We start from the raw sequence: 13,417 nt of genomic DNA, 5'->3' as shown, positions 1-13,417 counted from the left end.
TGGTGGAAAGCATCGCCCGGGGCTTTCCACCAGACTGCCGGCGAGCCGGGTTCTCCCTTGAAGTGACCGAGATGAGTCCCTCTGACACGCTGATGGCTACCCCCCGCCCCGCACGTCCTGTTGCTCCCGAAAACTCGACTCTTCCTTCTGCGAACAGCCCCAATTTTATGTCTGCTTCTCCCACTGCCACCACCCGGCAGATATCGTCTCCAACTCCTGACACCACAAATGGTTCGCACCAGGCAAATCTGACGACAGATGAACTGGTACGCGAACTCGAAAACGTGGCCAGCTCCAGTCCCTCGTATGTCGAATCGCTCTATCAGGAGTATGTGAAATCTCCTGAGAATGTGGATGTTGCCTGGCGTGAATATTTCCGCCAGATTGCCGAGGTCGCCCGCCAGGCTCCTCATCAGGAAGCTCAGTTCTTCCGTCCACCTACGATGGGCGACTCGAATGTCGTCTCGCCGGTGGAACTCGAAGCCGCCATTTTGCAGGAGCGCGTGGATCGCCTGATCCGCAACTACCGCGCGATGGGTCATTATGCAGCGATTATCGATCCGCTGGGCCAGCCGCGCGAGCCAGTTCCGGAACTCGACCCTGCTTCCTGCGATTTCAGCCCCAGCGATCTCGATCGCCAGTTTTCAACCGTCAGTTCCAGCGGGCCCAACGTCCGGACTCTCCGTGAAATTCTGCAGTGGTTGCGAAATACCTACTGCAGGTCGATTGGTGCACAGTTCATGCACATCGATAACGTCAAGGTTCGCGAGTGGTTACAGGATCGGATGGAGAGCAGCGAGAACCGCATTTCTCTGACTGCTGATCAACAAAAACGAATTCTTAAGCGTTTGAGCGACGCTGTCGTCTTTGAAGACTTCATCCTCAGGAAATTCCAGGGCGCCAAGAGTTTCTCACTGGAAGGGGGCGAAACGCTCATTCCGCTCCTCGAACTGGCCATTAACAAATCCGCCTCCCAGGGCGTTGAAGAAATCATTCTCGGTATGGCCCATCGTGGCCGACTGAATGTCCTTGCCAGCATCATGGGCAAACCGGCCCGGGCGATCTTCCGTGAATTTGCCGATCTCGACCCCCAGATGCATCTGGGCCGAGGCGATGTCAAATATCACCTTGGCTACAGCAACGATTACACCACTGCCGATGGCAAAAAAGTCCATCTTTCGCTCTGCTTTAACCCCAGCCACCTCGAGTTCGTCAATACCGTCGCACTGGGCCGCGTCAGGGCCAAGCAGGATCGTCGGCAAGATGTCGAACGCCGCAAATCGATGGCACTGCTGATTCATGGTGATGCCGCCTTTGCGGGTGAAGGCATCACCCAGGAAATGCTTAACCTCAGTGAGCTCGAATCGACCCGCACAGGGGGCACTGTCCATGTGATTGTCAACAACCAGATTGGCTTTACCACACCGCCGCATCAGGGGCGTTCGACAGCCTATGCCACCGATGTCGCGAAAATGCTGCAGATCCCGATCTTCCATGTGAATGGTGAAGATCCCGAAGCGGTCGCTCAAGTGGTCGAACTCGCCATGGATTTCCGCTGTGAATTCCAGCGAGATGTCGTCATCGACATGTACTGCTACCGTTTGCGTGGTCACAACGAACAGGATGAACCCCGCTTCACCAACCCGGGGATGTATAAGGCGATTGACCGTCGCCAGCCCATGCGAGTCACTTACTCCAATCACCTCACCAAACTGGGAGGTGTCACTCAGCAGGAAGCGGACGAACTCGTCTCGCAGCACAAAAGTCAGCTTGAATCCGAGTATCAGGTCGCGACAGCCTCTGATTATCAGCATCGCTGGGAACAGCCAAACCAGCTTTGGAAAACCTATCGTGGTGGCAATGAAGATATTGCCCACGATGTCCCGACGGGTGTTCCAGTCGATCGGCTCAAGCAGCTTCTGGAAATCCAGACACATCTGCCCGATGGCTTCAAACCCCATCCCAAAATTCAAAACATTCTCGATCAAAGACGAGCCATTTCCCGCGGCGAAAAGCCTGTAGACTGGGGTGCTGCCGAAATCCTGGCTTACGCCTCGCTGCTGACAGAAAAGCATCCTGTGCGTTTACATGGGCAGGATTGCGAGCGAGGTACCTTCGCTCACCGCCACGCTGTGGTTCACGATATCGAAACGGGTGCCAAATACGTTCCTCTGCAGCATCTGACAGTCGAACAGGCTCGCTTCCAGGTCTACAACAGTGCTCTGTCGGAAACCGGTGTACTGGGCTTTGATTATGGCTTCAGCCTCGACTGTCCTGATGGGTTAACCATCTGGGAAGCTCAGTTCGGCGACTTTGTCAACGTGGCTCAGGTGATTATCGATCAGTTCATCACCAGTGCCGAAGACAAATGGAACCGTTACAGCGGTCTGACGATGCTCTTGCCGCATGGCTTTGAAGGGGCCGGCCCCGAACACTCCAGTGCTCGGCTCGAACGATTCCTCGAAGCCTGTGCCGAAGACAACATTCAGGTCTGTTATCCCACCACAGCCGCTCAGATGTTCCACATGCTGCGTCGGCAGGTTTTGAGACATTGGCGCAAGCCGCTGGTGGTGATGACTCCCAAGTATTATCTCCGCTCGCCTCAGGTCACCGCCACACTCGACGATCTGGCGAATGGATCGTTCCAGAGAATCTACCCGGATGTCCTCACCACGAGGCCTGATTCCGAAGTCCAGCGGATTCTCATGTGTACTGGCAAAATCTATCACGAACTCGCCCAGCGTCGGCAAGAACTTGGCCGCTCGGAAGTGGCCATTATTCGTGTCGAACAGCTTTATCCTCTCCCCACAGCCGAGCTTCAGCAGCAACTGAGCCGCTACGCTCCAAACACTCCGGTGACGTGGGTTCAGGAAGAGCCAGAGAACATGGGCGCCTGGCGATTCATTCTGGCTCAATGGGGACTCAACGTCCTGTCGCAACATCAGTTGCGTTGTGTCAGCCGTCCCGCATCGGCCAGCCCTGCCACCGGTTCCAAGAAGAGTCATGAAATTGAGCAGGAACGAGTTCTTTCCGAAGCGTTTGGCCAATAAAATCGATTGATCAGCCAGGCATGGCGAGACTGAACATGATCAGCTTGTCATGCCTGTTTTTCGTTTCGAGTTGAAATCGTGTTCGCAATAGATGATATCCAGTTTTATCAAACAATAACTTAACGGATGCGAGTTGAGCTGACTCAGGCACAACTCAAGTCTGGATCGATCTATATTCAAGAGGGAAGGCAAGAGGCTGTCATGCCGGTCGAAGTGAAGGTTCCCAGTTTCGGCGACTCCATTGTGGAAGTCGTCATTGGTCAGTGGTTCAAAAAAGTGGGTGAAGCGATTTCGCCCGATGATGAACTGGTCGAGGTCGAAAGTGAAAAATCGACACTCCCCATTGTGGCCACGCATGGTGGTGTGCTTCAGGAAATTCTGGCTCAGCCTGGCGAAACGGTCGCTGTGGGGGCCGTTGTCGCGCGACTGGCCGATGCCGGTGCTGTCGTCAGCGCACCCGCTGCTCCTCCAGTTGCTTCCGCCAGTACCCCACCTGCCACCAATGGCACCGGGCCTGCCCCAGCAGCAACGACCAGTGAAACGATTGTGATGCCAGCCGCTGCCCGGGCACTGGCCGAAAAAGGTCTCTCTGCTGCCGATGTCACTGCCAGTGGCCCTGGCGGTCGCCTGCTTAAAGAAGATGTCCTGCGGCACAGCAGCACCCCAGCACCTGCTGCTCCTAAGCCGGCATCTGCACCCACACCATCCACAATTGTCACGACAACCACTGCACCTGCCGGTGAAAGAGTGGTGCGTCGCCAGCCACTCACCACCATTCGCAAACGGATTGCCCAACGACTTGTCGAAGCACAACACAATGCGGCCTTGCTGACGACTTTCAATGAAATTGATATGTCCGCAGCCATGGCGCTTCGCAAAGAGTACCAGGACAAATTCGTCGAGAAATACGGCATCAAGCTCGGCTTCATGTCGTTCTTTGTGAAGGCGACCATCAATGCTCTGCTCGCTTACCCAGCGATCAATGCCGAGATCCAGGGTGGCGACATCGTCATGCACGATTATGTCGATATGGGTATTGCCGTTGGTGGCGGTAAAGGGCTTGTCGTGCCTGTCATTCGCAGTGCCGAAAAGCTCTCCTTTGCAGAGATCGAAATGTCGATCAACAAACTCGCCAAACGAGCCATGGAGAATTCTCTGAAGCCTCAAGATCTCGAAGGCGGGACATTCACCATCTCCAATGGTGGCGTTTATGGTTCATTGCTTTCCACACCGATTGTTAATCCTCCACAAAGCGGTGTCCTCGGGATGCACTCGATTCAGGAACGAGCCATGGTGGTCAACGGGCAAATTGTGGCTCGTCCCATGATGTACGTTGCTCTCACTTATGATCATCGGATTGTCGACGGCAAAGAAGCCGTCAGCTTCCTCAAGCGCATTAAGGAATGTGTCGAGTCGCCACTCCGGCTGATGCTCGAAGTGTAATTTCCGCTTGAGTTTCAGCGCTGTCGTCAGACAACCGCGCCAAGACAATCGTTACAGGAAGGCAACTCTTGAGAGTTGCCTTCCTTTTTTGATGCACTGACCATTCCCGGAATTTCAACTCTTCACGAAGAGACTTCTGGAATCACCGACAGACCACTGATAAATTCACGAAGTGAAAGAACGGTAGTATTTCTCTGTCGACTTCCAGAATTGACACCTTGACGATCATTGCGGAGTTCACGATGGCTAAACGTCCTGAAGTTCGAAGCCTTGCGGTAATCGCTCGTATGGGATTTCTGGGTCTATTGACCGCGGTCATCTGTTCTATCCCCGTGATCTCCAGAGGGGATGATGGAACTCCAGCGGCAACCGCAAAACCAGTCACGTACACAGAGGCTCAGAAGCAGGTGATCGCTCAGGTGAAATCAAAGGGGGGCCAGGTGCTGGCACTCGCTCAGACGGATGCTCGGCTGGATGTCAGTTTTCACCTCTCAGATCAACCCGTCACCGATGAACAGTTGGCTTTACTACCGGGCTTACCCGAAGTCGCGATTCTGAATCTCCGTGGAACCAAAATTACCGATGCCGGTCTCGTGCATGTCGGTCAGCTCAAAAACCTGGTGAAACTTCATCTGGAAAAGACGGCGATCACCGATGCCGGTCTGGCCCATCTTTCTGGGCTCAAAAAGCTCGAGTATCTGAATCTCTACGGAACGAAGGTGACAGGTGCCGGGGTGAAGGGGTTGGCAAAACTCCCGAAATTACAAAGGCTCTATTTGTGGCAGACAGAAGTCTCCGATGCTGATCTTGAAGAGCTGAAGGCCAGCAGGCCAGAGCTGAAAATCATCAAGGATCTCAAGGCTCCACCAACCACTCCAGCCCAGGAAGAACCCAAAAAGTAGCCATTTGACTTACGATCAGGCCGATGTCAGTCGATCACCTGCTAAGAGCTGTACCCCGATGAATCATCGTTTTTGCGGATGATTTCGGAAATCTGTTAAACAATCACATCTCAGGTGCTGCTTCGGTTGTCTCAATGCTGAACGAGCCGAACCACATGACAGCTTCATTCAGTGGGACACGGAATTTTCCATTCGTCGTGGAGTAGCCGTTCTCAAGTCCATCGGGACCTTTGGGGGTGTATTTGTGACCAAAGGGATTCCAGAAGAGAACTGTGTCCGTCACTTCGTCATATTCGAGGACACCATACGAATGGTTGTAGTAAATCCCTTTGACGAGTGTTTGCGAACCTTTGGGGCCACAACCACCCACCACCAGTCGTTTTTCGGCGAAAGCCTGTTTCAAATCGTCACGCAGGGCCGAAAGGTCGGCAGTACTGCGGCCTGACTCATCTTTGGCTTCTCGATAGGGCTGGCAACTGTGCTTGCGCACTTTGTGGCCCGTGAGAATTTCAAGGGGCACACTTGGTGTGCCGCCGACACCAATCAGACTGAGTGGAGTGACGTGCCGCGTTCCTTTCTTGCTGGCGCGTTCCAGCATGACAGTACCGACAGCCTTCTCGTAAGTGTTCGTCCAGCAGCCCGTGTTCCGAGATGTCGCACCAATGGCCACTTCTCCATCAGTCGGTGCTTCAATGGTCAATTGACGACCGCTTCCTAACGTGACGAGGATTTTTCCATCGGGTTGCTGCTGCATCATCTTCATCAGTCGATCAGGATCGCAGTAGGCACAGGTTCCCATACTGACGAGCAGGAAGCAGTCCCCCAGACGTCCCTGACTGATCGATTCGAGTTGGGGTGGGCCATCAGCAAAGAGATCACGTTTTGTCGTTTCAATCTTCTTGAGGGCCGTATCAAACATCGACTGATACTTGGGAGGCGCCGGTTGAGCAGCAGGCTTCGTAACGACCCCTCTGGCGATCTTGTCGAGTGAAAGGGGCGCCAGTTCCTTGTCGCCGCGAACAGCTCTCCGCAGAGACGTGATCGCAGCAGCTTGAGCACCCCGGATGCTCGAATTGTGCAGGGCCAACTCGATTTCTTCTGTGGAGAGTTCCTGATTCTTGTTCAAATCCCAATCGCCAAAGTGTCGCTTGACCTCGCGGAAGAAAGGGCTTTGATCGAGGAGCTTTTGTTCAGCATCAGTCAGTCGAGTAAGAGCTTTTTCCGCTTCGTCCGCTGCGAGATCAGCCAGGAAAATTCCGCCTACCGCGATCGCACAGAACACCATCCCGATTTTTCGAAGCAGATGAACACCGGACAGCCTGCTGGAAAACTGAACTTGAGTGCTCAGAAAAGAGACATCAAAACATCTGCGACCGGGCATGCCTGAAACTTTCCATCGTAAAACTGTCAACGGCTTGGAGATTGGGGAATTCACAATCTCACCGGTGACAACCTACTGCAATCAGCATGCCTTGCGTCTGACCTCATAAGTCTTCAAGGGGTTTTGACGTATTGCCGGGAGCGCATGTTCGCCTGAACTCTGAACAGCAGCAGTTTTTCAAGCCGCCATTAATCTTCCGGCTGCTGGCCCAGGACATGTTGAATCACGGGGCGTTTTCCCGAGGCCTGCTGAACTTCACCGGGCATTCGGATCGTCGCCACGTAACTGGCAAATCGAACATTGAACGACGGGATGTCTTCTTGCAGCCGGGCCACAAGACTCCCGGCATTCTTCTGGGTCTGCAGCGTCTTCAAGTATCCCAGAAGGACGGCTCGCGAATCGTCGCCATCATGCATCATAAAGTGAACCCAGGCCCAGGCTTCCTGATAATCACTCCGCTGCATCTGCCCGACACTTTCGAGTCTTTCAAGGCGAGCCATGTCTGGTTCCCAGCCACTGGCAATCGCCTGAGAGAGCCGCGACGCGTACTCCGGATTGATCTGTCCGGGTTTCCCAGCCAGTTCAAAGTATTCGGCAAGCCCCTCATCCAGCCACAGAGGGACATCTTTGAGCGTGGCATGCAGGATCCCATGCGTGTACTCATGCCGGAGATCTTCCTGCACACGCTCACCCCAGAAGGTATAAACCGCCAGCTCTTTACTCGAACCCACAAAGTAAGCGCGTCGGGGTGGCAACTGTGGAAAGGCAGAACGCATGTAATCGCGATAACGTTCTTCGGAGCCAAAGAGGTAAACCACCACCTGCTGTTTTTGTGGCGGAAGATTCAACTCAGTCGCGATCTCATCTCTCAGGTTTTCGAGGTCAACCAGCAGTTCATGGTCTTTAGCCAGCTTGACATCGGAAAGCACCTTCAACCCATCGTTCTTGATGGAGGTCTTTCGGGGCAGGCCCGTGTATTTCGGTTGAGTCTGGCAACCGGAACAGATCACCATGACCAGCAGCAGGTAGCCGACAGACAAACTCACGCAGAAGCTTTTGAGAGATCGCAGAAAATGAAAACCATGCTCGCGCAAAAGCACTCGGCTCACCTGTGAAGTGAGGTCGACCATCCTCTGGATATGCAGTCCCCTGCCGACCCGCTTCATGCGGCATGCCACTTTCGATAATTTTCGATACGGTCTCGACGTTGCTTAACGATTTCACTCATGAGCATACGCCACGTGAGTGGAGGAAGCCGACAGGCCACCCGTTTGAGCCAGCGGGCACAGGTGGAAGTCCGGAGATTGGTCATCACGATGGTCGCGTCGTGAAGTTCACGCAGCGAGGCGGCCATCTGCTTGAAAGAGACCGATTCTCGCTGCTCAAATCGTGAAGGATCGGCCAGAGCAATCAGAACGCGGCCATTCAACTTGATGACGAAAAACTGCTCCAGATCGGTGATTTCCGGCTTAAAACCATACAGAAACAACCGGGCGAGTGTCTCCAGCACTCGATGGGCCACCTGAACTTCATCAGATTGTGGCAGGAACGAGAGCCGCCCCTGATCACTGATCCAGTCCGCGATTGTTTTTTGCTTATTGTGGTAAGCCCGGGCGAGATACTGCTCTGACTCAGTCTCGACATAAAGCAGTGGCCCCGGTGTCGAGAATCCCCGCCTCATCAAGGCATAGGCATTTTCCCAGGATCGACGCGCCCAGGAATCATGAGCATCTCGAACCAGAGGGCGAGCCACAAGTTCGGCCTGCATCACCGAACCGGAAACGGGAAGCTGAATGATTGCCGTTTTTTGTAAAGCCGCCCCTTCGGTCGATTGCACCAGATAAGGAGGTGAAAAGAGTTGCGACGGCTTGCTGGTGAGATGTTTCAGTAACTGAGCATCCATGCCCGCGACACAGCGGCCGGAGCGTGCACCCACTTGAGCGATATGCAGGCGGCGGTTTCCGCGTCGCCACTTGCGATCCGCCTTTTTCCAGGCCTGGATCGAATAGCTTTGCGTTACCTGCTTCAGTTGCACAATCCAGCTTTTAAGCTTTGGCTTTGAGATCTGCAGGCTGTTGGGCAGCGATAACTCATTCAGCTTTTTACGCCTGGCGGCAATCAGAAAATCGACAGGATCACCAACCGCCGCAGGATCAGCAGAGTGAGCATCGGAGATCTCACCGGCGGCTGTTGTTTGAGGATTCGAAAGTTCTGTCAGATAGGCCGCGAGAAATCGAAGCTGGTCAGTACTGGAAAGATGACGATGCAAAGAATGCCGCAGCATCGCCAGATTGAGCATGATCTGCTGGGAAGAAACCTTCAGCCACTTCTGGCGGATATCACTCAAATCGACCCACCACATCCGCATCGGGCCATGGCTTTGCACGGGAGCAATCAGCAGATTTTCTGCCTGCAGATCGCGATGCACAAATCCATTTTTGTGAAGTCGTGCGACCATGCGAGCCACCGTCACACACAGATGTTGCCGGCCTCGAATGCCGAGTTTGTCGAACTGCATGACATCGCTGAAACGCAGCATCAGATTGGCCAGCGACATGGTGGGCTCAATCGCTTCCAGGACCAGAAAGCTGCTCTGCGGATCATCGAGAAACGGTAAATTCAGTTCAGTGGTTGTCGAGTTCTCTGCTGGTGTATCGACTGGTCGGGATCGAGATGTCACGGGCTCACCGATCCCCAGTGGTAATGGAACCGGGAGATTGGCCGCCTGCATCGCGCGGAGGACAGAAAGCTCTCGGGCCGCTTTAGTTCCCGAAAGCCAGGTCCGCAGTTTCGACTTGCGATCACCTGTCAGATACTGCTTGATATACACCGCACGGTCGTTCAATGTGACTCGATAGACGACTCGATGCGGCCCGCTCTTGGCAATTTTGGCAGTGCCATTCAAGATCCACTCGCGGAGTGGCAACGTCCCCTCTTTGAGCTGACTGATCAGTTGAGATGTTGCCGACCATTTCATGGTCACTCCGGAGTTGGTGGGCAACTGCAGCTTTTCAAATGGTTCAGAGGCTGAATTCTGCATCGGTGTGACAGTCACGAAGAAAGACTCCGCCATCGCCAGAAAATCGTTTGATCAATCGGATCGGACACATTTTTGGTCGTGAGCAGAATCTGTGGTGAAGAGAACAGACCTGACCAATCGCCGGGAACTTCAAACTAGAGCCCGGGGGTCGCCGAGAGCATGTTGGCACTTGAATTGACGGGTTTCCCGGTCATTCCCTGGGAGACATTCGAGAACGCATGATCCACAAAATCACCCGCTTCATTTCGCAGAGATTTTTCAATAACTTTCTTATGTCCTGCACCCATCATCGAACGGGTCAGATGTGGATGTTTGAGCCATTCACTCCGGCCCCAGGCACGCACGTCGGCCACAGTATCCTTCAGGCTGGGAGCACTTCGCTGCACAATCAGCAGACGATCTTCCGTCCAGACCAGATGAAAATTAAACGCGCCCCACATGGCAGATGCACCTAAAGTGCCGCCAAAGAGTATCAGAATCAGACCGCGTAACATGATGCCCCCTGCACTGTTCAATCACTCCATTGATCCAGAGGTCAACCACTTGCTTGCAGAAGTTGGCGACCCCGAGTGCTAGCGTCGGAGTGTTACAGAGATCTGCATTCATCTCAAGATGGCTTTAAAAGCAAATGGGCAGGATGGGAGGTCTGGCTGAAATGTTTCCGGCGGAAGGCCTAGTGTTTCAAAGGAAAGTTTCGTCGCGGGTTCAGGATCAACGACTCGTGTGCCATGCTTGCGGCTGCGAAGCTGTCTTTTACCCACGAATGTCGCCCAAGGGTGGCCCGGCCAACTCGTGGCCGGGTTGTCGTGATTTTTCACGACAACAAGAAGCCGCGCCATGCGCATGCCCTGCCACGATGTTCGAATTTGTCTTTGGTGGCACGACCCTGGAGCCCCTAAAAAAATCAAAACAGTGCGAAAGGGCGTGGTCTTTACATCCTTTGAACATCCATTTGATGTAAGAGCGGGTGGCAGGGGTCGAATGTCTTCATTCGCCCCCTGGTCAATCGGCTTCACCAGCGCAAATGCATCCGGAACAAGCCTTCATGACTTTTGAGCACATTGGAATGAATTCATCGGAGTCCAATAACCTGGGGGGCAAACGAGGACGTTTGACCCCAGCCACGCAGTCTCCATGCACACTTCAGATCAGTGGGAATTCAAAATTGTGTGCTTAAAAAGCCGCTCCGAGCAAGCATGCTTCTTTGAACTTTATCGCGTTAAGGATTCTTGGGATCCGGATAGAGATCTCAGGATTGATCTCTTCGAGACGAACGAAGCTTCCCACAGAATTTTTTCTAAGTGTTACCACCCCGGCCTCTCGCGTATGATCTCACAAAACCAGTGGCCAAAGTTTTAGAAGAGAGGTTCCATGTCGGTCGTCGAGGTCGAAGAGGCTTATCGTGCCGTACGCCGTGAAGTGGGCAAGGTGGTCGTGGGTCAGGAGGAACTGATCGAAGCGGTCTTTGTGGCACTGTTGGCAGAAGGCCACGTTCTGATTGAAGGGCCGCCCGGCCTGGGAAAGACGTTACTTGCAACGACAATCAGTCGGGTTTTGAAGTGCAGGTATTCGAGAATTCAGTTCACTCCCGATCTGATGCCCTCGGATGTGACAGGGCATTCGGTCTACAACCTGCAGGAGCGGCGGTTCCACTTCAGTGAAGGGCCGGTCTTCGCCAATCTGCTCCTGGCAGATGAAATCAATCGGGCTCCTGCAAAGACACAGGCTTCATTGCTCGAAGCCATGCAGGAATGCCAGGTCACTGTCGATGGTCAGACGATGCCTTTACCAAGGCCGTTTATCACTCTGGCAACTCAAAACCCCATTGAGCAGGAAGGAACCTATCCGCTTCCAGAAGCTCAGTTGGATCGTTTTCTCTTCAAAATGCTGGTGACCTACCCCACATTCGCGCAGGAAGCCGGCATTCTCAATGCCTATAACGAAGGACGTGACCCTCGGCGGATCAATACGTCAGATGTCCAGAATGTCCTCGACGATGAAAGTATTCTTCGTCTGCAGGCCTCCGTGAGGGATATTGTCGTCGAGCCTTCAATCATTGATTACATCGTGCGGATCGTTACAGCCACTCGCGAACATCCCGCCATCGAGATTGGTGCCAGCCCGCGCTCCAGTGTCGGGTTGCTGGTTGCCTCGCGGGCCTTAGCTGCCTGCCTGGGAAGAACCTTTGTTGTGCCCGATGACATTAAACAGCTCGTGCCCTGGATTCTCAGGCATCGCATTCGACTGGAACCTGAAGCGGAGATTGAAGGCTCCACAATTGAGGTGGTCCTTGGTGATCTTCTCGAAACTACCGAGGCACCGAAGGCATGACTCCCCGGCTTCAATTGTTATTGAGTGTTCTTGCAGCCGGGCTGCTCTACATCCCGGCATGCTTTAGTTCTTCTTGGGCCGTTGTGGGAAATGTCGCCACAGTTCTGGTCATTCTGCTGGCAATCATCGATTGGCTTCGCAGCCCGGCACTTTCCCAGATGGAGGTCGATCGAAAAGTAGGACGCGTGCTCAGTGTCGGAGCTCGTAATCCGATCACAATTGAATATCGCTGGAAAGGAAGATCCAACTGGCAGGCCGAGTTGCATGATGAGCCTCCTCATCCGGGAGCGTTTGATGGCCTGCCGGCTGTTGTGCCTCTGGTACCTGGTCGCTGGCTGAAGCTGGTCTATCACTTCACACCTGCCCGGCGTGGAAATATCACTTTTCAATCGATTCACTGGCGAGCACGATCTCCCTGGGGATTCTGGCAATTGCACTGGTTGATCCCTCGACCAATGACCACCAAGGTTTATCCCGATGTACAGGCCATTCGAGGCGTTGAATTGCTGGCCCGGCAGAACCGCCTCGCCGAAAGCGGAGTCCGCATGACCCGGTTGCACGGCAAAGGCTCGGCCTTTGACCGCCTCCGCGAATATCGCCGTGAAGATGAGTTTCGTTCGATCGACTGGAAGGCCTCGGCACGGCAGGAGTCGTTAATTGCCCGCGAGTATACGATCGAGAAAAATCAGACAATCGTGTTAGTCCTCGACAGTGGACGATCGATGTGCCATGCCGAAGGAGTCGCTACACATTTTGATCGTGCTCTGAACTCCGCCTTGCTGCTGGCTTATACAGCTCTCAGGCAGGGGGATCATGTCGGGCTGCTGGCCTGTTCATCGAAAGTTCAGGCATCGATTCCACCCGTACGTGGCCTGCGAAGTATCGATACGCTCATTCGCAACATTTACGATATCGAGCCGGAATACACATCGACAGATTATCAGCTCATGGTCGATGAACTGCGTCGTCGGTATCGCAAACGGGCCCTGGTCGTGGTGCTGACCTACGCCCTCGATGATGTCCATCTGGAGCAGATGGCCCGGCAGTTTCGCCGTTTGCGCTCGCCTCATCTGGTGATCTGCGCTTTTCTTTCACCCGAGAGTCTGGTGAAACAGGCGGAGAGTGTGCCACAAACAGATCAACAGGCCTTTGAAATTGCCGCCGCCGCCGATCTGCTGCAGGGACACCGTAAAACGCTGCGCGACCTGACCGGGCCAACTGTTCTCTCCGCCAACGGTGACAACGCCATCGACATTGCTCTGACCAATGT

At 54.0% G+C, this 13,417-nt stretch carries 9 protein-coding genes; 5 read left to right on the top strand and 4 right to left on the bottom strand.

Annotated features, from left to right (window positions below; genetic code table 11):
* The first annotated feature begins 284 nt into the window (after positions 1–284).
* The 3 genes from A6X21_RS15235 (at position 285) to A6X21_RS15225 (ending at position 5,395) form a co-directional block, all read left to right on the top strand.
* The gene (locus tag A6X21_RS15235; protein WP_083233654.1) at positions 285–3,050 is read left to right on the top strand and encodes a 2-oxoglutarate dehydrogenase E1 component; all 2,766 of its coding nucleotides are present in this window, start codon (positions 285–287) and stop codon (positions 3,048–3,050) included.
* Positions 3,051–3,251: 201 nt separating this feature from the next.
* A complete protein-coding gene (gene odhB / locus A6X21_RS15230) occupies positions 3,252–4,493 on the top strand; it encodes a 2-oxoglutarate dehydrogenase complex dihydrolipoyllysine-residue succinyltransferase (RefSeq protein WP_068849568.1) in 1,242 nt (413 codons plus the stop codon).
* Positions 4,494–4,735: 242 nt separating this feature from the next.
* Entirely contained in the window at positions 4,736–5,395 is a 660-nt protein-coding gene (locus A6X21_RS15225; RefSeq protein ID WP_068849567.1) for a leucine-rich repeat domain-containing protein, read from the top strand.
* A 103-nt stretch (positions 5,396–5,498) separates the two neighbouring features.
* Here A6X21_RS15225 and A6X21_RS15220 read toward each other — a convergent pair whose 3' ends face one another.
* The 4 genes from A6X21_RS15220 to A6X21_RS15205 form a co-directional block, all read right to left on the bottom strand.
* A complete protein-coding gene (locus A6X21_RS15220) occupies positions 5,499–6,776 on the bottom strand; it encodes a hypothetical protein (RefSeq protein ID WP_068849335.1) in 1,278 nt (425 codons plus the stop codon).
* A gap of 188 nt (positions 6,777–6,964) precedes the next feature.
* Positions 6,965–7,822 (bottom strand): DUF1570 domain-containing protein, encoded by an 858-nt coding sequence (locus A6X21_RS15215; RefSeq protein WP_240490279.1) that lies wholly within the window; start codon positions 7,820–7,822, stop codon positions 6,965–6,967.
* A 116-nt stretch (positions 7,823–7,938) separates the two neighbouring features.
* Positions 7,939–9,849, bottom strand: a complete 1,911-nt coding sequence (locus A6X21_RS15210) for a lipopolysaccharide kinase InaA family protein (RefSeq protein WP_083233640.1) — start codon at positions 9,847–9,849, stop codon at positions 7,939–7,941.
* A gap of 101 nt (positions 9,850–9,950) precedes the next feature.
* On the bottom strand, positions 9,951–10,310 hold the full coding sequence (locus A6X21_RS15205) for a hypothetical protein (RefSeq protein WP_068849329.1): 360 nt from the start codon (positions 10,308–10,310) through the stop codon (positions 9,951–9,953).
* 877 nt (positions 10,311–11,187) lie between these two features.
* Between A6X21_RS15205 and A6X21_RS15195 the strand changes: the two genes are divergently transcribed.
* A complete protein-coding gene (locus tag A6X21_RS15195) occupies positions 11,188–12,147 on the top strand; it encodes an AAA family ATPase (RefSeq protein WP_068849325.1) in 960 nt (319 codons plus the stop codon).
* Positions 12,144–13,417 (top strand): DUF58 domain-containing protein (locus A6X21_RS15190; protein WP_068849323.1); only part of this gene is annotated, 1,274 nt, incomplete at its 3' end. The genes A6X21_RS15195 and A6X21_RS15190, both read left to right, overlap by 4 nt.

The sequence above is a fragment of the Planctopirus hydrillae genome, assembly GCF_001707835.1.
GTDB classification, from domain to species: domain Bacteria; phylum Planctomycetota; class Planctomycetia; order Planctomycetales; family Planctomycetaceae; genus Planctopirus; species Planctopirus hydrillae.
This window is presented reverse-complemented; position numbering and strand designations above follow the sequence as displayed.